The organism is Neotamlana nanhaiensis (assembly GCF_000943555.1).
Lineage (GTDB): Bacteria > Bacteroidota > Bacteroidia > Flavobacteriales > Flavobacteriaceae > Neotamlana > Neotamlana nanhaiensis.
Genome location: NZ_JTDV01000013.1, coordinates 123,612 through 148,126, shown reverse-complemented (window position 1 = coordinate 148,126; position 24,515 = coordinate 123,612). Strand labels below are relative to the sequence as shown.

The window sequence follows — 24,515 nt, the reverse complement described above, 5'->3', positions numbered from 1 at the left end:
AATTACCTATTAAATTATGACTGATAATCAGAAAAAAGTCAATAAAGAGTTTGTATTGTCTTCATGGGCAATCAACAATAAAACCACAATGTATGTACTCATTGCGGTAATATTTTACCTAGGGATTTCGGCGTTTTTCGATATGCCTCGCGAAAACTTTCCCGAAGTTAACGAAACTAAAATATACGTAAGCACCATTTTTCCTGGTAATACGGCCGAAGATATCGAGAAGTTAATTACCGATCCGCTAGAAGATCAGCTTAAAACCGTAAGTAACGTTGTTGAAATTACATCAACCTCAACCGAAGATTACGCGATGGTAATTGTAGAGTTTGATGAAAATTTAACCGTTGAGCAAGCCAAACAAAAGGTAAAAGACGAAATTGAAAGCGAAACCGCTAGCGAAGATTGGCCAACCTTTAACGGTGCCAAAGTAGAGCCAGATGTTTTCGAGTTAAGCCTATCGGAAGAAATGCCAATTCTTAACATTAATATTTCGGGCGATTATACGGTTGAAAGATTAAAAGAATACGGCGAATTTTTACAAGATGAAATTGAAGATTTACTTGAAATTAAAGAAGTAGCCATTCGCGGTGCTCAAGAAAAAGAAGTTGAAGTTGCTGTAGATATTTATAAAATGACGGCAGCTCAAGTTACCTTTAGCGATATTATAAATGCTATAAACGGCGGTAACGTAACCATGTCGGCAGGTAATATTAAAGCAAGCGGACAACGTAGAACCATTCGTGTTTTAGGTGAAATTGAAAAACCATCGGAACTAGAAAATTTCGTAGTAAAATCTGAAAACAATTTTCCTATTTATTTAAAAGATGTCGCTACGGTTACCTTTCACGAAGAAGATAAAACCACATTTGCGCGCGAGTACGGACATCCAGTTGTTATGCTCGATGTTAAAAAACGTGCCGGTAAAAACATGGTTGACGCGGCCGAACAAGTACGTGCTATTGTTGAAAAAGCTAAATCGGAAGATTTTCCGCAAGATTTAGAAATTAGCATAACTAACGATCAATCTTCGGTAACCATTGGGCAGGTAGACGACCTTGTAAACAACATTATTTTTGGTGTTATTCTGGTAGTAACCGTTTTAATGTTCTTTTTAGGCTTTAAAAATGCCATTTTTGTAGGTTTTGCAATTCCTATGTCAATGCTAATGTCGTTAATGATATTAAACATGTTTGGCATAACCCTAAACACCATGGTACTTTTTGGACTAATTATGGGACTAGGAATGCTGGTAGACAACGGTATTGTTGTAGTTGAAAACGTTTACCGATTAATGGAAGAAGAAGGCATGAGCCGTATTGAAGCTGCAAAAAAGGGTATTGGCGAAATTGCATTTCCAATTATTATCTCTACAGCAACTACAGTAGCTGCTTTTATTCCATTAGGACTATGGCCAGGAATTATGGGTGAATTCATGAAAATTTTACCACAAACCTTATCTATAGTTTTAGGGTCATCTTTATTTGTAGCTATCTTTTTTAACTCGGTTCTAGTATCAAAATTTATGAGTACCGAAGATAAAGATATGCCTCTAAAAAGCATTATTACCTTAACTGGTATTATGGCTGGTATAGGTTTATTAGTTATTATTGTTGGTGGTGCCTATCGTGGTTTAGGAACACTTATGGTATTTACAGCTATTATGCTTTGGGTATACCGTTTACTTTTACGTAAATGGGCCAATAATTTCCAAACCAAAACTTTAGTAAAGCTTGAAAACTTTTACGAACGCCAGTTACGAAATGCCTTTAAAGGGCGACGTCCGTACTTTTTTACCATAGGTACATTCGCTCTACTCATTCTTGCCTTTATGGCTTTTGGAGGTTCTTTAGTGTCGCAACGTACAAAAGTGGAGTTTTTCCCAGATAATATTCCTAATCAAATTATTGTTTATATCGAATATCCTGAAGGAACTGCCATTGAAAAAACAAATACCATTACTAAAGAAATTGAAACTATTGTTTACGATGTTTTAGATGATAGCCAATACAAAAATGGCGATTACAATTTTATGGTAGAAAGTGCCGTATCTCAAGTTGGTGAAGGTGCCGGAAACCCACAAACCGATGGTGGTTCGGCTGCAGAAATGCCACATAAAGCAAAAATAACGGCTTCTATGCGCGAGTTTAAATATCGCGAAGGCGAAAACAGCGAATTGTTACGCCAGAAAGTACAAAAGGCTTTGGTTGGTATTTTTCCAGGTGTTTTAATTTCTGTTGAAAAAGATGCCGCAGGACCACCTGCTGGAGCGCCAATAAACATTGAAATTGAAGGTGATGATTACAACGAGTTAATTAACATAGCCGAACGCATGCGTGAGTTTATTAACAGTAAAAATGTTGGTGGTGTAGACGAACTTAAAATTGATGTAAATAAAGACAAGCCTGTAATGCGCGTTGTTGTAGACCGTAAAAAGGCTGGAGAATTAGGGGTAAGCGCATCGCAAGTAGGACAGCAATTACGTAACTCTATTTTTGGGTCGAAAGCTGGAATTTATAAAGAAGATGGTGACGATTATGATATTTACGTGCGTTTTAATGAAGAAAACCGCTATAACACAAGTGCCTTATTTAACCAGAAAATTACATTTAGAGATATGGCAAGCGGACAAATACGAGAAATTCCCGTATCTGCTATTGCTCATGCCGAAAACACTTCTGGATTTAGCGCTATTAAACACAAAGACACTAAACGTGTGGTAACTGTATATTCCGCACTATCCCCAGGGTTTACTGATGCTGGCGCAGTTGTAAGTCAAATTCAAAGTGAAATGCAAGGCTTTGAAGACATGCCAGACAACATTAAAATAGATTACACAGGGCAAATTGAAGAACAAAACAAACAAATGGCCTTTTTAATGGGTGCATTCTTTACAGGTTTAGGTTTAATTTTCTTCATTTTAATTTTCCAGTTTAACTCTATATCTAAACCAACTATTATTATGTTGGCCATATTTTTAAGTTTAATTGGAGTATTTGGTGGTATTGTAGTTACTGGTAGCTCCTTTGTTATAATGATGACAATGGTAGGTATTATTTCGCTTGCAGGTGTTGTTGTAAATAACGGTGTGGTACTATTAGATTATGCTCAATTACTTATTGATCGTAAAAAATTAGAGTTAAACCTCGATGAAGAACAGTATTTAAATGCGCACGATTTATACGAGTGTATTGTTCGTGCAGGTAAAGCTCGTTTACGTCCTGTATTACTAACGGCCATTACCACGGTTTTAGGCTTAGTACCTTTAGCGATTGGTTTAAACATTAATTTCTTTACATTGTTCTCAGAATTCAACCCACATATTTACATGGGTGGAGACAACGTAATTTTCTGGGGACCTCTAGCTTGGACTGTTATTTACGGATTAATAATAGCAACATTTTTAACTTTAATTATTGTACCGCTATTATTTTTCTTAGTAACTAAATTTAAAATGTGGTTGTTTAAAGACCGAGTTGCAGAAGCCTACGACGATAAAAGCCATGTAATGAAAACAGAATAATTTTAAAGCTTTAATATTTTTAATCCCTATTAAAAATATTGATTAGTAGCAGAAAAGCCTCAACAATTGTTGAGGCTTTTCAATTTTATTTGAACTGTGTTATGTTACAGTTTAAAACTTAATCGGGCAAAAAGGAAACGACCGCCTACACCAAATTGTTGCGAGCGTCTAGACCAATCGAATCGACCGCCACTTCTATTCGCTTCAATGGCTCTATCTGGATAAATATCGAATAAATTATTAGCTCCTACAGTAAGTGTTAATGATTCTGAAGCTTGATATCCAAAAGACAAATCGGTTACTAACTTCGAAGCAAATTCTTGTTGGTTTGCTATGTTGTTGGTAGCTTCAGAAACGGGTCCGAAATACACATTTCTCAAGAAAACATTAAACTTATTTACGGTATAATTATTAGTTAAATTTATTTTAGTACGCGGCACAGCTTCCTCTAAATAAATTCTACTAGTTTCATCAAAATAAGTATCTACAAGACCTGCTTCCTCTAAAACATCGGATGATTTAACACCTCCTACTCTTTTTGTTTTAGAAAAGGTACCCGATAAATCGGTTACCAATCTACCATTAGTACCAACATTAGCTTTATGCGTAATAACAACATCTAAACCTTTAGATTCGGTATCGATTGCATTGGCAAAAAACGCGACTCCAGATGCATTGGCTTGCTCTAATAAACCTCCTAATTCGGCATTAGCATCGTCAATATATTCGCCACTACCATCAAGCTGTGGCTCAAAAGTTCCGGTATAAACCACACGGTCATCAATCGCTACAAAATATGCATCAGCAGTAATACTTAAATTCGCATCTGGAATTTTAGCTGTAACCCCAAAACTTACACTTTTTGATGTTTCTTGTTTTAACTGCGGAATACCTAGTAAACTTGCTACTTTACTATCGTTAGAAAATGTACCAACCTCTTGGGCAATGCCATCTACAAAAATAGTTGACACCGAATTATAGTTTAACTGATGTAAGGATGGTGCTCTAAAACCAGTATTTACGGCAGCTCTAAAATTTACATTATCACTTACTTTTAAGCGTGTTGCTAACTTAAAGTTTGTTGTAGAACCAAAATCGGAATAATTCTCGTAACGTGTTGCGAAACTTGCCAGAAAAGTTTCAGAGAAATCGGCTTCTAAATCGAAATATGCGGCTACACTGTTACGGCCTCTCGACAGCTCGTTTGTTGGTCTAAAACCAGGAAACACTTGTGCGCCACCAGGTCTTGAATTTCCAAAGAAATCTACCGAAGCACTTTGCGAAGGCACGGTAATTAAAGCGCCATCTGCCGTGTATTGTCCGTATGAGGCTTCTTCGCCTGCAACAATTTCGTAATTCTCTAAACGGTATTCGGCACCAAATGCAACATTTAATCCGTTTAAAATATCATCATGAAACTTATTAATATCTAAATTCACGGTGTTTTGCGCAAAGCTAAAGCCACCAGCATCAAACGTAAATGGTGATGCATTTTGCAACGATGCATTGTAAGTATTACCTATAACATATAAAAATGAGTTTTTACCATAAGTATTACTTAAATCTACATTCCAATCGTTTACTTTTCCTTTAATACCAACAGCAAACGATCTATCTGTTATTGTAGAATTAATTTCTGGTAAAAATCCGTTTATATAAGCAGGCGTATACGTTCTACTTTGGTTTGGCAATCTATAAAACCCTGCCGAATTTCCCTTTCTTGAACTCACACCAGCAAACGAATACAATTCGGTGCCATAGTCATCTAAAGGTAATGAAAGGTTTGCAAAAAAGCGACCACCTCTAACTTCACTTTGGCCAACACGCATATTAAAATCGCTTCGCGTTAAGCCTCTTGCTGCTAATTCAGCAGTCGTATTATCGGCACTTAAAATGGCTTGCAACTCTTCTTTTGTTGCTGTAGGGCTTAACCCTAAACCAGCTTGATTTCCGTATTGAATTACATCATCAACATCATCATCTAGTAAATTAGCTAAGTTATATCCATCGTTATTTGCAAAACGCTCTACGGTGTTATACAAATTAAATACATCACCTTCCCATTCTTTCATTCGGCTGTAATAGTCGCGATAATCAAAATCTCCTGTAAAATTTATAAAACCACCATTATCGCCTAAAGCAATACCATAGTTGGCACTTACATTAACTGTTCCTCCATCAACACCACCAGTTTGGTTATTAGCATTTTTAGTAAAGTTAGCGCCAGTAGTAACATTAAACGTTAACTCGTTTACATTACTTTTTAATACAATATTAATAACACCGGCAATAGCGTCCGATCCATATTGGGCAGCTGCACCGTCGCGAAGTACCTCTAAACGCTTTATAGCTCCTGATGGAATAGCATTTAAATCGGTACCCACACTACCTCTACCAAACGTACCATTTACGTTTACTAAAGAAGAATTGTGTCTTCTTTTTCCATTAATTAAAACCAACACTTGGTCTGGACCTAGCCCACGCAATGATGCTGGATCGATATGATCGGTACCATCGGAAATGGTTTGCGTGTTCGATGTGAAGGAAGGCGCCACAAAATTTAAAATCTGGTTTAAGTTAACTTGAGGACCAGCTGAGGACAACTCTGTAATATCGATAACATCCACAGGAACAGGCGTATCGACAGCTGTTCTACTTGGGTTTCTCGATCCAACAAGCACAACTTCATCTAAAGCTACACCTGCTTTTAAGGTAACATTTAATGTGCTTCCTGTTACTGTAATTTCCTGCGAATCGTAACCCACATAAGAAAACACTAAAACATCTCCGTTATTAGCTTTAACCAAATACTTCCCGTCAAAATCGGTAGTTGTACCCGTTGTTGTACCTTTAAGTACAATGGAAACACCTGGTAAAGGTCCTGAATCGTCCTTTACTATTCCTGAAACTTCTTGTGCTACTAAAGCTCCTGAGATTCCTAGAAACATAAGAACCAACAATAATTTTTCGTGTAACAGTTTACTCATATTACTAAAGTTTTAAATTAGTTTGTTCCTAAGATACATACTTTTACTTAAAAAAAAGCACAACAATTAGCAATTTCTTATTTAAAGAACACTAAAATTACGAATATGAAAATTTTCAACACACTTTAATAAGCATCATATAATTTAGAGTAAACCACTCAGCTTCAAAGTATTAAATTCGCAAAAACAGTGAAGAAAATTCTTAAAAAATAAACTTTTCAACAGTTATTAGTTAAACATTAGGCAAAAAAATATATCCCTATCTGCCGAAAAAAAGGTAGATATCAATTTTTACTAAAAGCTATTTCATTAAATTTGCACGATTAAAATATCGATATGTATAGAAGTCACAACTGTGGTGAATTAAGAGCATCACATACAAATACAGAAGTAACCTTAGCGGGTTGGGTACAAGGTGTAAGAGATAAAGGTTTTATGGTTTACGTAGATTTACGAGACCGTTATGGCATTACTCAATTATATTTTGATGAAGAGCAAACCGACAAACTTGTGTTAGAAACCGCTCAAAAATTAGGGCGTGAATTTGTAATTCAAGTTAAAGGAAAAGTACAAGAACGCGCTTCTAAAAATCCTAATATCCCAACAGGTGATATTGAATTACTTGTTACAGAACTCACTATTTTAAACAAAGCCAAACTTCCTCCTTTTACTATAGAAGATAAAACCGATGGCGGTGAAGACATTCGTATGAAATATCGCTACTTAGATATTCGTCGTAATCCAGTAAAAAACAGCTTGATTTTTAGACACAAAGTAACGCAGGAAGTTCGCAATTACTTATCTAACGCCAGTTTTATTGAGGTTGAAACACCTTATTTAATAAAATCGACACCAGAAGGTGCGCGTGATTTTGTTGTACCAAGCCGCATGAATGAAGGGCAATTTTATGCCTTACCACAATCGCCACAAACCTTTAAGCAATTGCTTATGGTAGGTGGCATGGATAAATATTTCCAGATTGTAAAATGTTTTAGAGATGAAGATTTACGTGCCGATAGACAGCCAGAGTTTACGCAAATAGACTGCGAAATGGCCTTTATTGAGCAAGAAGATATTTTAAACACCTTTGAAGGTTTAACGCGACACCTATTAAAAGAAATTAATGGTGTTGAAGTCGATAAATTCCCAAGAATGTTATACGACGATGCCATGCGTTTATATGGTAACGATAAACCAGACATTCGTTTTGGCATGCAATTTGGCGAATTAAACGCCGTGGCCCAACATAAAGATTTTGGTGTGTTTAACAATGCCGAACTTGTTGTTGGTATTGCTGTTCCTGGTGGAAATAGTTACACCAGAAAAGAAATAGATAAACTTATTGATTGGGTGAAGCGTCCGCAAGTTGGTGCTTTAGGTATGGTATATTGTAGATGTAACGACGATGGCTGTTATAAATCATCAGTCGATAAATTTTACGATCAAGACGATTTAGCTAAATGGGCAGAAACAACAGGCGCTAAACCAGGTGATTTAATTTGTGTGCTTTCGGGCGACAAAAATAAAGTCCGTGCACAATTAAGCGCATTACGTATGGAATTAGCCGAACGTTTAGGTTTACGTAAACCAAACGAATTTGCACCACTTTGGGTAATAGACTTCCCGCTTTTAGAATGGGACGAAGATACCGAACGTTACCACGCCATGCACCACCCGTTCACCTCTCCAAAACCTGGACAAATTGAATTATTAAAAACAAACCCTGGTGAAGTTAAAGCAAATGCTTACGATTTAGTTTTAAACGGAAACGAAATTGGTGGTGGTTCTATAAGAATTCATGATAAAGAAACCCAAGCTTTAATGTTCGATTATTTAGGCTTTACCGAAGAAGAAGCTAAAGCGCAATTTGGCTTTTTAATGGATGCGTTTCAATACGGTGCGCCTCCACATGGCGGACTAGCTTTTGGTTTAGATAGATTGGTTGCTATTTTAGGCGGACAAGAAACCATTCGCGATTTTATTGCATTCCCTAAAAACAATGCAGGTCGAGATGTAATGATTGATGCACCCGCACCAATTGACGATGAACAACTCACAGAATTAAGTTTAAAACTTAATTTACAATCATAAATAAAAAATCCTGCTTCTTGCGGGATTTTTTAGTAATTTTAAATATGCCTACCAACATACAAGGTCTTTTACGCAAGTTTCTTATCTGGAAATATAAACATATTCCCGAGCGTAACTTTATTTATATTTTAAGCATACTTGTTGGTTTTTTAGCAGGTTTAGGCACTGTAACCTTACGTAACCTTACCCATTACATCAGGTTGCTTTTTGAAATTAGTTTTTTTAAAAACTACCAAAATTCACTGTATTTTATCTTTCCAATTATTGGACTGCTATTGGTTTATATTATTAAGCAAACTTGGTTAAAAAAACATATTGGTCACGGTATATCATCAACCTTACATGCCATTTCCAAGCTAAAAGGCATCATTCCGCGTTATAACATTTACGCCGCATTAATAACAGCGCCTTTAACTGTTGGTTTTGGTGGTTCGGTTGGGTTACAAGGTCCAGCCGTAAGTGTTGGTTCTGCCTTAGGCTCCAATTTAGGACGACTGCTACACGTAAACACCAACACGCGCATGCTTTTAATAAGTTGTGCCGCAGCAGGTGCCATGGCATCAATGTTTAAAGCGCCTATTGCAGCTATTATTTTTGCGGTAGAAGTATTTAGTTTAGATATTGCTTTCGCGTCTTTAATTCCGTTATTACTTGCATCGATTTCAGCAGTAATAACGTCTTACTTTTTCTTAGGAACCGATTTTTTACTACGCTTTCAACTCACCGATAAATTTCAAATAAACGATATCGCCTTTTATATTATTTTGGGTTTGGTAACCGCTTTTGCATCGGTCTATTTTTCAAAAGTGTTTTTCGCTATAACCAATTTTTTCAAACAATTTGAAAGTCGCGCAAAACGTCTCCTTATTGGTGGTTTAGCCATTGGTACGATATTGTATTTTATTCCGCCGCTTTATGGTGAAGGTTATGGTATTATGAACAACCTGCTAAAAGGCGACCATCTTGCCGCTATTGGTACAACACCTTTTAATTTAGATTTAAACAATATCTGGATTGTAATTGCACTACTTTTAGGCATTTCAATTTTTAAAGCCATAGCCATGACTACAACCTTTGGCGCTGGTGGTGTTGGTGGTGTTTTTATTCCAACCTTAGTAATGGGAAGCGCATTAGGCAACGCCTTTGCCAAAATTATTAATAATATAGGCTTTGGGTTTCATGTTTCAGAATCCAATTTCACCTTAATTGGAATGACGGGGTTAATGGCAGGTGTGCTACATGCGCCACTAACGGCCATATTCTTAATTGCAGAAATTACTGGAGGTTACGAACTTTTTGTGCCGTTAATGCTAGTTTCTGCTATATCGTTTGCCATAACAAAATACTATATTTCCCATTCTATTTACACCTTAAAATTAGCTAAACGTGGGGAATTAATGACGCACGATAAAGACCAAAACGTGCTTATGTTTTTAAACATCGATAAGGTTATTGAAACCAATTTTGTAGCACTAAAACCCGAAATGAGCTTGGGCGATATGCTTCACGAAGGTGTTGCTAAATCTACCCGAAATTTATTTCCCGTAACCGACAACGAAGGTGCTTTAGTTGGTGTAATTTTACTCGACGACGTACGCGATATTATGTTTAAACAAAAACTATACGACTGTACATTTGTTGAAGATTTAATGCACAACGCACCAGATATAATCGATTATAAAAACGATTCTATGAAAACCATAATGAACAAATTTCAAGATTCCAACGCTTGGAATTTACCCGTAATAAAAGATGGCAAGTATGTAGGTTTCGTATCAAAATCTAAATTACTAACAGCATACCGCCGCCAATTAATTAATTTTACCAAATCGTAATTTTAGCATGAAATATTTTATAGCTATCGCCTTTATAGCCGTTCTTACCAGCATTATTTGCGGATTTGTTTTACAAGTAGCTTACGCCGAAAAACTTATTGGCTTTGGTGTTGTAGGCTTATTTTTTGTGGTTATACCTATGTTTACCTACCGCCACTGGAAAGATAAAAATGTAAAAGATTATATGCTTACCAAAGAAAACTTAGAAGAAATGCGTAAGCGCGAAGGCGATAAACGTAAACTATAATTTTTTTGGCGTTACCCAAGGGTCGCGCTGTCATTACTCGCTACCTCCTACGTCGGCGAGCTCAAACATGCCATTCCATCGCTAACGCACTAACCAGCATTACAATAGGCTTTAATTAACCCGAGTCCGATATAAAACTCATAAAAAAGCAGTCAAAAACTCAATGAAACAGTTACTTGTCACCTTGAGCGCAGTCGAAAGGTTTCCAAATAACATTAAATCAATTTGGTTTCGACTGCGCTCAACCAGACAAAAGCTGTTAATTAAGATTCCGCTTTTCTACAAAAAAACGTTTCAATAAACTGGCAGCTTCTTCGGCCATTATACCACCAATCATTTTAGTTTTTGGATGCAATTTGGTATTCAAATTTATACAACCACGTTCTTCATCTCTGGCGCCATAAACAATCTTACCTATCTGGCTCCAATACAAAGCACCAGCACACATTTGGCAGGGCTCTAAAGTAACATATAACGTGCATTTTTTTAAATACTTACCTCCTAAAAAATTAGCAGCAGCAGTAATGGCTTGCATTTCAGCATGAGCCGTAACATCGTTTAAAGTTTCAGTTAAATTATGCCCTCGCGCAATAATTCTATCCTCTACAACAATTATGGCACCAACAGGAATTTCTCCTTTATCAAAAGCAGCCTCAGCTTCCTGTAGCGCTTTTTTCATAAAATAATTATCATCAAAAGGTTGTATCATGTTAGCAAAAATACAAATTCAAACTTGTACTTTTGTGCTGTGCAAAAATCAATTTTAAAACATATAAATTCACCCAAAGAACTACGTCTTTTACCACAAGAAGACCTCAACTTACTTGCCCAAGAATTACGTGAATTTATCATTAATATAGTAGCTACAAAACAAGGTCATTTAGGAGCTAGTTTAGGCGTGGTAGAACTTACCATTGCCTTACATTATGTGTTTAACACCCCAACCGACCAACTTATTTGGGATGTTGGACACCAAGCCTACGGACATAAAATTTTAACTGGCCGAAAAGAAATTTTCCACACAAACCGTCAGTTACACGGCATTAGCGGCTTCCCAAAACGCGACGAAAGTGAATACGATGCCTTTGGCGTTGGGCATTCTTCAACTTCAATTTCAGCAGCATTAGGAATGGCCATTGCGTCGCAGCTAAATGGCGATAACAAACACCATATTGCTGTTATTGGAGATGCGAGTATTGCCAGCGGAATGGCTTTTGAAGGCTTAAACCATGCCGGTGTTACCAATGCTAACTTATTAGTTATTTTAAACGATAATGCTATTGGTATAGACCCAAGTGTTGGTGCATTAAAACAATATTTAACCAATGTTAAAAAAGGCACGCAAAAACAAGATAATATTTTTGAAGCCTTAAATTTTAACTATTCTGGTCCAATAGACGGGCATAATTTAGAAGCACTTATTTCTGAATTAAACCGACTAAAAACAGTAAAAGGCCCTAAGCTTTTACATGTAATAACTACCAAAGGCAAAGGCTTAAAACAAGCCGAAAAAGACCAAGTAAAATATCACGCTCCTGGTAAATTTGATGCTAAAACTGGCGAACTTGTACCAAAAACAGAATCGGGTTACACCAAATTTCAGGATGTTTTTGGAGAAACCATTGTTGAACTCGCTAAAGAAAATCCTAAAATAGTAGGAATAACTCCTGCAATGCCAACTGGAAGTTCGCTTAAATACATGATGGACGAAATGCCTGATCGCGCTTTCGATGTTGGTATTGCCGAACAGCACGCGGTTACTTTGGCTGCAGGAATGGCTAGTCAAGGTTTAATACCGTTTTGTAACATTTACTCTACGTTTATGCAACGTGCCTACGACCAAATTATTCACGACGTAGCATTACAAAATCTGCCTGTAATTTTTTGTTTAGATCGTGCTGGTTTGGTTGGTGAAGACGGTGCAACACACCACGGTGTTTTCGATTTAAGCTACTCATGCTGTATACCAAACCTTATAATTTTTGCGCCTAGAAACGAGGTAGAATTACGAAACATAATGTACACTGCTCAATTGGGATTAAAGCAACCCATAGCTATTCGTTATCCTCGCGGAACAGGAAATATACTCCATTGGAAAGGACCTTTTAAACCAATTGAAATTGGTAAAGGTGAACCCTTAAAACAAGGTAAAAACTTAGCCGTTTTAAGCATTGGAACCATAGCAAATAATGTTACCAAGGCCATTGAACATTTAGAAATTTCGCATTACGATATGCGTTTTGTTAAACCTTTAGACGAAACATTACTTCACCATATTTTTAAAAACCACAATACTATATGGACTATTGAAGACGGCACTGTAAACGGTGGTTTTGGATCGGCAATTTTAGAATTTGCAGCGAAGCACGATTACAAAAACACTATTAAACTTAAAGGTATCCCCGATAATTTTATTGAACATGGTAGTGTTGATGAGTTGCAGAAATTGGTTGGATTGGATGTTGAAAGCTTAAGAACAGAGTTTCTTAAATTTGCTTAAAACTATGTGATTACCAAAAATTTAACTAACTTAGTTAACCATTCTTAAGGTTAATTATCATGCCAACTGCCACCACCATAAATGAGGTTTTAGAGCAACTCGACGAAATTATTAACGAGTGCATTGCAACCAATAATCGCATGGGCTTGTTTGCTTATGTTTACCGCCGTACTACTGCCGAAATTGCTTTAGAAATTAGCCTCGAGCATTTTGAGGACAACCAACGATTAGAAATTATGGATGTTGCTTTTGCAAATCTATATTTAGAGGCTTACAAGCGTTATAAAAACAACCAAGAAATATCGAAATCTTGGGCTTTTGCTTTTAATCATGCCAACGAATCGCTTAGTATTTTACAACATATTATGTTGGGCATGAATGCGCATATTAATTTAGATTTGGCTATTGCAACAGCGGCTACTATGAACGGAAAAGATATCACTGCGATTGAAAACGATTTTAATAAAGTAAACGATATTTTATTTAGAATAACAGATGAGCTACAGGCTCGGTTAAGTCGGGTGTCGCCAATTATGTTTTTATTAGATTGGTTCGGAAAAAATAGCGATGAAATGATTATTGATTTTAGCATGCGAAAAGCCAGAGAACAAGCTTGGAATTCGGCTAACCTACTTTGGTCGTTGGGAGATAATTACAATACTGATGCAATAAACAATATTGATAATTTAGTGGTTAAAATTGCCAAAATTATTAAAAACCCAAAATCGAAAATTATTGGGTTTGCGATTAAAATAATTGCCTATTTTGAGGTTAAAGCGGTAGGAAAGGTTATTGATAAACTTCGGGTAGATTAACAGAATACATACCAAAATAGCATTTTAGTTTTGTTAAAACTCTGAACTTATATGATACGCGGCGTTAGGGATTGCAGTGGAAAGCCCGCAGCTTGCGAGGACTTGTAACGTAAAGCCCGACCCTTGTGGTAACGCCCAAACAATTTTTAAAACCCGATACCTTTTATTTTTTTATACTCTAAAATAGCCTTACTGTCGGATAACGAGGCTACGTAATGGCACACGCTTAACAAACGTTTGTATAAACTGGTTTGATTGGTTTGCAAACTGGCTGGTAGACTTTTTAAAATAAGCTTGTCGTAGTTTGATGCCTGGTTTTTAAAACTATTGTTTACGGCATGCGTGTAAGCTGTAAGTAAGGTTTTTATAACACCGTAGCCCACAATTTCTTTGTCGATAACTTCTTTTGATTGGTAAATATTATCGACGCTAATTTTTATAATATCTTTTATTTGAGCATCATATTTACTTTTATCGAGTAAAGCGCAGTTAAATTCGCCTTTTAAAATAGCATCTTCGTGTTCCATAAATACCGAAACGGCATCGTCTATTAAACTACCAATGGCTAAGGCGCGCAGGTAACCAATGCGGTCTTCGCGAGTGGCGAGGGCGTAATAATTATCGGGTTTTATGGTATTGCGAATAATTTTTGACAAATACTCTAAGGCAAATTCTTCTTGGATGAGGCCGAGGTTTATACCGTCTTCAAAATCGATTATGGTATAACAAATATCGTCGGCAGCTTCTACTAAAAATGCTAGCGGATGGCGGGAAAAACTCACATCGCTATCACTACGCTTTTGTAATCCTAAGCTATTAGCTACATCGATAAAGGCGTCTTTTTCGCTTTGGAAAAAACCGTATTTTTTATCGGCTATATGCGATGTTGGCTTTTTAGGCAGCGACTCTTTGGGGTATTTGGTAAAGGCGCCTAATGTGGCATAACTAAGTCTTAAACCACCTTGGCGACCTTGGCGGGTTTCGGTTAAAATTTTAAATCCATTGGCGTTACCTTCAAAATCGCATAAATCTTGATATTCTTTTGGGGTTAGCTCGCTTTTATAAATGTTGCCTTCTCCGTTAATAAAAAACTCGCCAATGGCTTTTTCTCCTGAATGTCCAAAAGGTGGATTACCAATATCGTGCGCCAAAGCCGCTGCAGCAACAATGGCACCAAAATCGTTGGCTTTATAACCTAATTCGTATTGTAATTCTGGATATTTATCTAATATTTTTTTTCCTGCTAATCGTCCTAACGAGCGACCAACAACACTTACTTCTAAACTGTGTGTTAAGCGCGTGTGTACAAAATCGGTTTCAGATAATGGTATTACCTGTGTTTTATCTTGCAAGCTGCGAAAGGCCGACGAAAATATTACGCGATCGTAATCTACCTCAAAGCCCAATCGAGTTTCGTCTTGCGCAATACGTAATCGTTCTGTTGTGTCGCCAAATCGTTTTAAAGATAATAATTGTTCCCAGTTCATTGTTTTAGTAAAATGAAAGCAAGATAACATTTCCTAGCAACATAAAACTAAAAACGACTTAACATTAGGGTAAACTTTTAATTAACTTTTGTTGATGATTTGGTAACATTACATTTGAGCGATAGCGTTTTATTTGTAGTCGAATTTTAATTCAACTCATGAAACATTTTTTAATTGCTTTAAGCTTCGTTTTTACAGGTACTTTATTTGCCCAAAATAGCAACACCATTTCTGGTGAATTGTTTGATGCTGAATTAGAAAACACTCCTTTGGCTTTCGCAGAAGTTTTAATAAAAGAAACTGGCGAAAAAACACTTACCAATGCCGAAGGCTCATTTAAGCTTAATGCTACGCAAAACACGGACTACACTTTAGTTTTTTCGTTCGCAGGTTACGACAACAAAGAGGTTAGTATAAAAACCGCTTCAAAAGGCAACAAAACCTTAAAAGTTATGCTTCATGCTAAAACTATTTCGTTTGAAGATTTAGCTATGGCACTAGCAAAAGCCGAAAACAAAACTACTACTCCAAACAACTAATTACTTAGTTTTTACTTCTTAATTTTTTAAAATTCGCTGGCCTGAATTATAGTCTGGTTTAACTCAAATCACCCAATATTAACTTAATGTTAATTACCTAGCCAAAAACACAAATTCAATAACATTAAGCTAACCTTTTTATTACTGTTGTTTAAACTTGAGATAACACTTTATTTACAGTCTGTTGGTTTCTTTGCGGTGAGAAAATTGAAATCTAAAAAAAATTATCAAACAAAATTTATACTCATGAAAAAACTATTCTTAACTGCTTTAATTGCATCTACATTAGTGTTTACTGGATGTTTTAAAGATGACGACACCCCTATTATTATTGAAGAAATTACAATAATAAATGATGGAGGCGGAAGTTCTAGCGGTGCGGAGGTTGTTGCTGTAACAGGAATTATTAGTAGTGATGTTACTTGGACCAACGACAAAATTTACGAATTAAATCAAAAAGTGGTAGTTGAAAGCGGTGTTACATTAACTATTAACCCAGGAACTATTATTAAAGGTAAGCCTGGTACAGGTTCTTTAGCTTCTGCCTTAATTATTGCAAGAGGTGCTAAAATTAACGCTGTTGGTACGGCTAGCCAACCAATTATCTTTACATCTTCTAGCGATAACATCGAAGTAGGTGAAACTGCAGGTACTAACTTATCTGAAGCTAACAGAGGTCTTTGGGGTGGTATCCTAGTACTTGGTTATGCACCTTGCTCTTTAAAAGGTGATTTAACCGAAACTCAAATTGAAGGTATTCCTGCCGATGACACTTTTGGTCTTTATGGTGGTGACAATATTAACGATAACTCTGGAACTATTCAATATGTATCAATCCGTCACGGTGGTGCTTTAATTGGTGAAGGAAACGAAATTAACGGTTTAACTTTAGGTGGTGTTGGTGCTGGTACTACAATTGATCACGTAGAAGTTATCGCAAACGTTGATGATGGCATCGAATTTTTTGGCGGAAACGTTAACGCTTCAAACTTATTAGTTTGGGCTCAAGGTGATGACGCTTTAGATATTGACCAAGGTTACTCTGGAACTATTACTAATGCCGTTGTTGTTTTAGGTGATGTTTCTGATCACGCTTTAGAAATTGATGGTAGAGAAGGTAGTGAAGCAACTTTAAGTGCAGATTTCGACGGTAAATTTACTATTAACGATTTAACTTTAATTGGTAACAGCACAACTTCTGGTGGTGAATATGCCGATTACAGAAGTTTAGCTACTGGTGCTACTAACAACGTTTACGCTAAAGGTTTTCCTGCTGGAAAAGATGTTGAATTAGATAACAACGCTGTTTCACAAAATTTCTTAGATGGTAACTTAACTTTCTCTGCTTGGGAAGTTGTTGGTTTCGATAACAGTATTTTTGTAGAAAAAGGTGGTTGTATTCAAAATTGTGACGACGATGACTCTAGCAACGACGTTTTTGAAGATTTAATTATTGAAAACGACGACTTTACTACTAGAGCTGCTGCTTGGACATCTCAAGTAACCGAAGGCGCTCAAACAGTTGGTGCAGATACGTCTGTATTAAGCTGGACTTACGCAGCAACTGCTGGTGGTTTAGTTTTCTAAAAAAACATTTCTATTAAATAAAAATTTACAACTGCTCACCTTGTGAGCAGTTGTTTATAAATTACATTTATGAAAAAAATTTTAATAGTTCTTACTCTATTTGTAATAGGATCGTTTAACATAGCCAACGCACAATCTGGTATTTTAGCTGGTAATGTAATTGATGGTGATTACAACAATGAACCTCTTGCATTTGCAAACATTCTAGTAAAAGGAACTACTACAGGTACAACTTCAGATTTTGATGGAAAATACCAATTAGATTTAGAGGCTGGCACCTATACCATCCTTTTTTCTTTTGTGGGTTACGAAACCAAAGAAATTAGTGGTGTTGTAATTAATGCTGGCCAAGTTACAAATTTAGATATTACTCTAGCTTCAAATGCGTTAGATGAAATTGTAATTACTACAAGTGTTAAAAGAAATACCGAAAGTGCAGCTTTAGCACTTCAAAAAAAATCGGCTACACTTTTAGATGCCATGTCTGCGCAAACTATAAAAGCTAGTGGTGCTGGTAACTTAGCAAGTGCTGTAAAAACAGTACCTGGTGTATCTGTTGAAGGTGGTAAATATGTTTACGTTCGTGGTCTTGGAGATCGCTATACTAAATCTACATTAAACGGTGTTGATATTCCTGGTTTAGATCCAGATAGAAACACCATTCAAATGGATATTTTCCCAACAAATATATTAGACAATATTGTTGTTGTTAAATCGGCAGCAGCCGAATATCCAGCTGATTTTACTGGTGGTGTTGTAGATATTATTACCAAAGATTTCCCTACTAAATTTGAAGCTTCTGTGTCTTTAGGTGGTGGTTTTAATCCAAGTATGCATGGTAAAAGTAATTACCTTATTGGTTCTGGTAGCGAAACCGATTTTTGGGGTTACGACAATGGTACACGTTCTAGACCAATACATCGTTACCAAGAAATTCCTGGTACTTTCGATAACAGACTTTTACTAAACACGTTAACGAGTCGTTTTGATAGTGAATTAAGAGCGCAAGAAGAAACAAGTAAACCTAATTTCGATTTTGGTTTTACACTTGGCGATCAGTTTGCCATTGGCGATAACAAACTTGGCTACATGGCCTTGTTTTCGTACAAAAACAGCACTACGTTTTACGAAAACCGCGTTGATGGTGCGTATGCTTTCGATTTCTTAGATAAATCGAACAACGAATTACAAGCTAGCCGTTTATCGAATGGTAGAGAAGGTATTAATAACATTTTACTTAATGGTTTAATTGGTTTAACTTTTAAAACGCAATTATCAAAATATAAAGTAAACCTTTTACACATTCAAAATGGTGAATCTACTGGTGGTTTCTTTAACCAATCGGTTGCTGGTGCAGTAGCAGGTTCTGGTTTCGAGCCTATTACAAAAGATGCGATTACATACACCGAGCGTTCGGTAACCAATTTATTAATAAATGGTGACCATACGTTTGGCGCTAAAAACGATTGGAATTTTGAATGGAAATTATCGCCAACGTTCTCTAAAGTTCACGATAAAGACCATAAAATTACACCATTGCAACGTTTTGATGATGGCAGATACCAAATTACACCATCGTTTGCAACATTCCCAATACGCATTTGGAGATTCTTACAAGAAGAAAACTGGGCTACTAAATTCGATTTTAATAAAAAATATGAATTAGGCGGAAGACCTGCTAAACTTAAATTTGGTGGTGGTTACACATATAAATTCAGAGATTTTAGTATCGATGATTGGACCTTTCAAAACAACGAACCTATTGAAAATGGAGATCCTAACAATTTCTTAGCTTCTGATAATTTATGGAATCGCGATAATGAAAACGGAACTGCTTTAATATCTACCGATATTTTTAATGCTGGTGATGCTTACGAAGGTGAACAAAATATTTCTTCTACTTACATTTCAAACGAGTTTAACATTTCAGAAAAACTTAAAACCATAGTTGGTTTACGTGCCGAAATATTCACATCGTATTACACAGGAAGAAATAATAGCTCGAACGAAGACTTTTTACGTGCTAAAATTATCGATAAACACGATTTATTTCCATCGGCAAACTTAATTTTTGCGGCAACCGATGCTGTAAATATTAGAGGTTCTTACTATAGAACTACGGCTCGCCCGTCGTTTAAAGAATCGTCGTATTCACAAATTTACGATCCAATTACCGATAGACTTTTTATTGGTAATATTGATGTGGTACCAACTTACGTGAATAACTTCGATTTAAGATATGAGCGTTTTGGTGAAGCTGGACAAATGTTTGCTGTAAGTGGTTTTTACAAAAAGTTTAAAGATCCTATTGAAAAATCGTTCTTCGCTAGTGCGCCAACTCAATTAACTGTGGCTAACTTAGGTGATGCTAATGTTTACGGTGCCGAAGTAGAATTTAGACAAAATTTAGGATTTATTACTGAAGATTTAACCAACTTAAAGTTTAGCATTAATGCCTCTTACACACAATCGGAATTAACGATGTCTGAAGGTGAATACACTTCGCGTGTTGCCAATGCTAGAACCGGACAAAATATTTATAGAGAACGCGACATGCAAGGTCAAGCTCCTTACTTAATCAATACCAGTTTAAATTATACTAACGACGAGTTAGGCTTACAAACTGGTTTATTCTTTAATGTACAAGGACGTACACTTGAGGTTGTAGGTTTAGGTGGTGTTCCAGATGTATACACCAACCCATTTGAAAGCTTAAACTTTACTTTAAACAAGGCTTTTGGAGAGAAAAAACGCTCTTCAATCGATTTTAAGGTAAGCAACATTTTAGGTGCTGAAAAAGAAAGTGTTTTTGAAGCTTATAATGCCGAAGACAAAATATTTTCATTAAGACAACCAGGTACCGAGTTTTCTTTAGGATATACTTTTAAGTTCTAAAAAAACAATATATCTCAAATAAAAAAAAGCGTCTAAAACATTGGTTTTAGACGCTTTCTTTTTTTTAAACACTAACAAATAATATAGTTATAACGAGGCAATATTATCTTTATAATTTACAACTTTCTGCTTGCCATCAATATAGTGAATCCACTTACCCACTTTTTTTCCGTTGTTGTAAAACGCCGATACTAATTTGTTTCCTTTTTTATCATAACTAATCCAGTTACCTTCAAGTTTACCTTCTAAAGTAAACGATCCAGTTTGACTAACTTCTCCGTTGTCATGATAATAAACTACATCAATTAAATTTGTATCTTCATTTAATGTTAGCTTTTTTTCTTTTTGTGCAAAAGTCACTGTTACAAACAATGCCATTGCGAAACTTAATATTGTTTTCATAATATGGGGATTTTATGTTATCTTCTTTTACAAAGATACACAATTTTTACAATTATGAAACATTTACATAACATTAAATTAACATTAAATCGATATTTAATTGATTATCAATATTTTAATACATAACATTTTATTAACTTTACTTAATTCAGTTAATATGGGCAACACCAGTAAAAACAGTATAATTTAAGTAAGCATTATAAAAGAACATAACATTTGGTTAACATAGAGTTCAATTTAAAATGAGACATTTGCCTAATAATATTTAATAGTTTTATGGGAGATATTTACATCTATATGTTGGTAGCTTTAGCAGTATTAGCGGCTGCCGATTTAGTTGTTGGAGTTAGTAACGATGCTGTTAATTTTCTAAATTCAGCTATTGGCTCTAAAGCCGTTTCGTTTAAAACCATTATGATTGTAGCTAGTTTAGGTGTTGCTATTGGCGCCATGTCTTCTAGCGGAATGATGGAAGTAGCGCGTAAAGGTATTTTTAACCCTAGCGAATTTATGTTCGACGAGATCATGATTATTTTCATGGCCGTTATGCTTACCGATATCCTTCTACTCGACTTTTTTAACACCATGGGTTTACCTACATCGACCACAGTTTCTATTGTTTTCGAGCTTTTAGGCGCTTCGGTGTGTATTGCCATTATGAAAATTTCGGCCGATGATTCTCAATCTATTTTAAACTTAGGAAACTATATTAACAACGAAAAAGCCATTGAAATTATACTTGGTATTTTACTATCGGTTGTTGTAGCCTTTAGTATTGGTGCCCTAATTCAATTTGTTTCCAGGTTATTATTGTCTTTCAATTTTAATAGTAAACCAAAAATATTTGGTGCTGTTTTTAGTGGTTTCGCTATTACGTCTATCATGTATTTTATCCTTATAAAAGGGATAAAAAACGCCACGTTTATGAACGATTCTATTAAAGCCGTAATAACAGGAAATCCGCTTGCGCTTCTTGCCATTGGCTTTGTTGTTTTCACCATTCTATCGTACGTTGCTATGGTGACTTTAAAAAGTAATATTTATAAAATTATTATTGTTGTAGGTACTTTTGCTCTTGCAGTTGCCTTTGCTGGTAACGACTTAGTAAACTTTATTGGTGTACCCATTGCGGCATTTAACTCATACGAAGCTTGGTCGGTTACTAATATTTTACCACAGCATTTCCCTATGGTGGCGCTTAGCGAACCTGTGCAAACCAAACCATATTTACTTTTAATTGCAGGTATTATTATGGTGTTAACCTTATGGTTTTCTAGTAAAGCTCGTGCGGTTGTAAAAACATCGGTTGATTTATCGCGTCAAGATGAAGGCTCAGAACGTTTTGAACCCAACTTTTTATCAAGAAGTATTGTTCGATATAGCATCGTAGCTTCCGAAGGTTTTAATAACATGCTACCTAATTCATTTAAACAAAAAATTGAACAACAGTTTAAAAAACCAGTGGTTTCAACAGTAATAAAAAAGGAAGATTTACCAGCATTCGATTTAGTTCGAGCTGCCGTAAACCTAATGGTTGCAAGTGTATTAATTTCTATTGCAACCTCAATGAAACTACCGCTTTCTACAACTTACGTAACTTTTATGGTTGCTATGGGAACCTCGTTAGCCGACAGAGCTTGGGGCAGCGAAAGTGCTGTTTATCGTGTTGCTGGTGTACTTAATGTAATTGGTGGTTGGTTTTTTACTGCTTTAAGTGCTTTTGTAGCAGCCGCAGTTATGGCATTAATTTTATTTTATGGGCGCGGTTATGCGTTAACTGCCTTATTAACTATTGCGGTTATTCTTTTAATTAGAAACTCTATTGTACATAGTAAAAAGGCTAAAGAACAAAAAGCTGAAGACAGTCTTAAAAAAGCAGAAAGTAGCTCTACACAAGGTGTTATTGTTGAAAGTGCTAATAATATTGCTAACGTAGTAAAACGTGGCAACAAAATTTACAGTGGCGCTATAAACGGTTTGGCTACCCACAACTTAAAACAGCTTAAAAAGAATAAAAACAACATTAATAAACTATCGGAAGAAATTGAAGAACTTCGTGATAACATCTTCTATTTTATTAAAAAATTAGACGAACCAAGTGCTACAGCAAGTAACTTTTACATTACCATATTAAGTCATTTACAAGATATTACGCAGTCGCTCGAATACATTTCAAATGTGAGTTATAAGCATGTAAATAACAATCATAAAAAGTTAAAATTCACTCAAATTAAAGAATTAAAAGAGGTTGATAAAGTTTTAGAAAACCTATTTGAAAGTACTAAAACATCATTTAATTCGCATTCTTTTGAAGAAATAGGCATCGTTTTAAGTAAAAAACAAGAGATTTTTAATTTACTTAACGACAAAATACAAAAACAAGTTGAGCGCACACGCACCGAAGAATCGAGCCCTAAAAATACGACATTGTATTTTAGTATTTTATTAGAAACCAAAGATTTACTCAAGGCAATGATGACACTTTTAGAAGAATATTACAGTGCTCACGACGACTCTGTTGAGCCTGCAACCATAAAAGAATAACTCCTAAAATATTCTTAAAATAATAATTTAAACATCTATAAATGGTTTTGCTTCGTAAGTATTACAAACCATTAAGATTAAATTATTATGAAGAACTTTTCAGTTTTATTATTAGCAACCATTTTTACCGTGTCATGTGTTTCAAAGAAAAAATATGTAGCACTACAACAAGAAAATGGTGAAATAAAAAGCGAACTACTAAAAACTAAAGTTGCTAAAGAAGACCTTGAGGCTAAATTTGCGAAAATTGAAGCTCGTGTTGCCAATTACAACAATAAAATAATGTCTCTTAAAGAAGAAAGCGATGCTAAGCTAGAAGTTTCGCAAAATGGCACACTTATATCGAACGATGCCAAAACGCAAATGAGAGCCACGTTAAAACACGTTGATGCGAGCAAATTAAGCAAAGCTAAAACCCTAAAAGATTCTATGAATTTAGCTGTGGCTTACAATCTTGAAAAAGCCATTAACGACAATAATATTAACGAAGATGAAGATTTTGCGGTAGATATTAACGAAACTGTTGTAATGATATCTATTGCAGACAATATGTTATTTAACACCGGAAGCTACCGTTTAAGCAATAAAGCCGATAACGTACTTAAAAAACTTGCCGATGTAATAAACTCTGAACCTAGTTTAGATGTGATGATTGAAGGCCATACCGATGCTAGAACAATTAATACGGCTAAAGTATCAGATAACTGGGATTTAAGTGTTTTAAGAGCCACATCGGTAGTTAGAAAATTACAAGATCAATACAACGTTTCTCCTGATAAAATGATTGCTTCTGGTAGAAGTAGTTACCAGCCTATTGCCAGCAACGACAACGCCGAAGATAGAGCAAAAAACAGAAGAACTCGTATTATAATTTTACCAAACATCGATAAGTTTTTTGCTTTAATGGCAGATAACGATAGTACTTTGGCAGAAAATATTTTGGATTAAATTAGAAATTAGTCACTCATATTCCATTGAACATCGCCTTGTGAGGTTTTTTGAACCTTACAGGGCTTTTTAGTACCTTGTAATTGCATTATCACGCGTTACATTATATCTT

General features: G+C 35.6%; 15 protein-coding genes. 11 read left to right on the top strand and 4 right to left on the bottom strand.

Annotated features, from left to right (window positions below; genetic code table 11):
* The first annotated feature begins 16 nt into the window (after positions 1-16).
* Complete coding sequence (locus tag PK35_RS13525) at positions 17-3,526, top strand: efflux RND transporter permease subunit (protein ID WP_044627089.1); 3,510 nt, start codon at positions 17-19, stop codon at positions 3,524-3,526.
* A 104-nt stretch (positions 3,527-3,630) separates the two neighbouring features.
* On the opposite strand, the gene PK35_RS13520 is transcribed toward PK35_RS13525, so the two are convergent.
* On the bottom strand, positions 3,631-6,513 hold the full coding sequence (locus tag PK35_RS13520; protein ID WP_044627088.1) for a TonB-dependent receptor: 2,883 nt from the start codon (positions 6,511-6,513) through the stop codon (positions 3,631-3,633).
* A gap of 336 nt (positions 6,514-6,849) precedes the next feature.
* Here PK35_RS13520 and aspS point away from each other — a divergent pair, with 336 nt between their 5' ends.
* From aspS to PK35_RS13505, 3 genes are read left to right on the top strand one after another with little or no spacing between them, the layout of a single operon-like run.
* Positions 6,850-8,604, top strand: coding sequence for an aspartate--tRNA ligase (aspS, locus tag PK35_RS13515; RefSeq protein ID WP_044627087.1), 1,755 nt, complete (start codon positions 6,850-6,852; stop codon positions 8,602-8,604).
* Positions 8,605-8,648: 44 nt separating this feature from the next.
* Positions 8,649-10,439 (top strand): chloride channel protein, encoded by a 1,791-nt coding sequence (locus tag PK35_RS13510; protein ID WP_044627086.1) that lies wholly within the window; start codon positions 8,649-8,651, stop codon positions 10,437-10,439.
* A gap of 7 nt (positions 10,440-10,446) precedes the next feature.
* The gene (locus tag PK35_RS13505; protein WP_044627085.1) at positions 10,447-10,686 is read left to right on the top strand and encodes a hypothetical protein; all 240 of its coding nucleotides are present in this window, start codon (positions 10,447-10,449) and stop codon (positions 10,684-10,686) included.
* A gap of 259 nt (positions 10,687-10,945) precedes the next feature.
* Here PK35_RS13505 and PK35_RS13500 read toward each other — a convergent pair whose 3' ends face one another.
* Positions 10,946-11,395: a nucleoside deaminase gene (locus PK35_RS13500; protein ID WP_044627084.1), complete on the bottom strand. Its 450-nt coding sequence runs from the start codon at positions 11,393-11,395 to the stop codon at positions 10,946-10,948.
* 39 nt (positions 11,396-11,434) lie between these two features.
* On the opposite strand from PK35_RS13500, the gene dxs reads away from it, so the two are divergent.
* Together dxs and PK35_RS13490 are read left to right on the top strand one after the other, a co-directional pair.
* Complete coding sequence (dxs, locus tag PK35_RS13495) at positions 11,435-13,186, top strand: 1-deoxy-D-xylulose-5-phosphate synthase (RefSeq protein WP_044627157.1); 1,752 nt, start codon at positions 11,435-11,437, stop codon at positions 13,184-13,186.
* Positions 13,187-13,245: 59 nt separating this feature from the next.
* Positions 13,246-14,001, top strand: coding sequence for a DUF5995 family protein (locus PK35_RS13490; RefSeq protein WP_044627083.1), 756 nt, complete (start codon positions 13,246-13,248; stop codon positions 13,999-14,001).
* A gap of 146 nt (positions 14,002-14,147) precedes the next feature.
* Here PK35_RS13490 and dgt read toward each other — a convergent pair whose 3' ends face one another.
* Complete coding sequence (dgt, locus tag PK35_RS13485; RefSeq protein WP_044627082.1) at positions 14,148-15,488, bottom strand: dGTP triphosphohydrolase; 1,341 nt, start codon at positions 15,486-15,488, stop codon at positions 14,148-14,150.
* A 158-nt stretch (positions 15,489-15,646) separates the two neighbouring features.
* Between dgt and PK35_RS13480 the strand changes: the two genes are divergently transcribed.
* From PK35_RS13480 to PK35_RS13470, 3 genes are all read left to right on the top strand, one after another.
* Positions 15,647-16,027, top strand: a complete 381-nt coding sequence (locus PK35_RS13480; protein WP_044627081.1) for a carboxypeptidase-like regulatory domain-containing protein — start codon at positions 15,647-15,649, stop codon at positions 16,025-16,027.
* Between the two features lie 246 nt (positions 16,028-16,273).
* Positions 16,274-17,614 (top strand): hypothetical protein, encoded by a 1,341-nt coding sequence (locus PK35_RS13475; RefSeq protein WP_044627080.1) that lies wholly within the window; start codon positions 16,274-16,276, stop codon positions 17,612-17,614.
* 69 nt (positions 17,615-17,683) lie between these two features.
* Positions 17,684-20,509, top strand: coding sequence for a TonB-dependent receptor (locus PK35_RS13470; RefSeq protein ID WP_044627079.1), 2,826 nt, complete (start codon positions 17,684-17,686; stop codon positions 20,507-20,509).
* An 87-nt stretch (positions 20,510-20,596) separates the two neighbouring features.
* Here PK35_RS13470 and PK35_RS13465 read toward each other — a convergent pair whose 3' ends face one another.
* Positions 20,597-20,911 carry a toxin-antitoxin system YwqK family antitoxin gene (locus tag PK35_RS13465; protein WP_044627078.1) on the bottom strand — a complete coding sequence of 105 codons (315 nt, stop codon included), beginning with the start codon at positions 20,909-20,911 and terminating at the stop codon, positions 20,597-20,599.
* A gap of 276 nt (positions 20,912-21,187) precedes the next feature.
* On the opposite strand from PK35_RS13465, the gene PK35_RS13460 reads away from it, so the two are divergent.
* Entirely contained in the window at positions 21,188-23,455 is a 2,268-nt protein-coding gene (locus PK35_RS13460) for an inorganic phosphate transporter (RefSeq protein ID WP_044627077.1), read from the top strand.
* 87 nt (positions 23,456-23,542) lie between these two features.
* The gene (locus PK35_RS13455; protein WP_044627076.1) at positions 23,543-24,403 is read left to right on the top strand and encodes an OmpA/MotB family protein; all 861 of its coding nucleotides are present in this window, start codon (positions 23,543-23,545) and stop codon (positions 24,401-24,403) included.
* The last annotated feature ends 112 nt before the right edge of the window (positions 24,404-24,515 follow it).

Bases quoted from the DNA above. Each gene is read 5' to 3' on its own strand.
- PK35_RS13525 (WP_044627089.1), top strand. From the start codon at position 17: ATGACTGATAATCAGAAAAAAGTCAATAAAGAGTTTGTATTGTCTTCA.
- PK35_RS13520 (WP_044627088.1), bottom strand. From the start codon at position 6,513: ATGAGTAAACTGTTACACGAAAAATTATTGTTGGTTCTTATGTTTCTA.
- aspS (WP_044627087.1), top strand. From the start codon at position 6,850: ATGTATAGAAGTCACAACTGTGGTGAATTAAGAGCATCACATACAAAT.
- PK35_RS13510 (WP_044627086.1), top strand. From the start codon at position 8,649: ATGCCTACCAACATACAAGGTCTTTTACGCAAGTTTCTTATCTGGAAA.
- PK35_RS13505 (WP_044627085.1), top strand. From the start codon at position 10,447: ATGAAATATTTTATAGCTATCGCCTTTATAGCCGTTCTTACCAGCATT.
- PK35_RS13500 (WP_044627084.1), bottom strand. From the start codon at position 11,395: ATGATACAACCTTTTGATGATAATTATTTTATGAAAAAAGCGCTACAG.
- PK35_RS13490 (WP_044627083.1), top strand. From the start codon at position 13,246: ATGCCAACTGCCACCACCATAAATGAGGTTTTAGAGCAACTCGACGAA.
- dgt (WP_044627082.1), bottom strand. From the start codon at position 15,488: ATGAACTGGGAACAATTATTATCTTTAAAACGATTTGGCGACACAACA.
- PK35_RS13480 (WP_044627081.1), top strand. From the start codon at position 15,647: ATGAAACATTTTTTAATTGCTTTAAGCTTCGTTTTTACAGGTACTTTA.
- PK35_RS13475 (WP_044627080.1), top strand. From the start codon at position 16,274: ATGAAAAAACTATTCTTAACTGCTTTAATTGCATCTACATTAGTGTTT.
- PK35_RS13470 (WP_044627079.1), top strand. From the start codon at position 17,684: ATGAAAAAAATTTTAATAGTTCTTACTCTATTTGTAATAGGATCGTTT.
- PK35_RS13465 (WP_044627078.1), bottom strand. From the start codon at position 20,911: ATGAAAACAATATTAAGTTTCGCAATGGCATTGTTTGTAACAGTGACT.
- PK35_RS13460 (WP_044627077.1), top strand. From the start codon at position 21,188: ATGGGAGATATTTACATCTATATGTTGGTAGCTTTAGCAGTATTAGCG.
- PK35_RS13455 (WP_044627076.1), top strand. From the start codon at position 23,543: ATGAAGAACTTTTCAGTTTTATTATTAGCAACCATTTTTACCGTGTCA.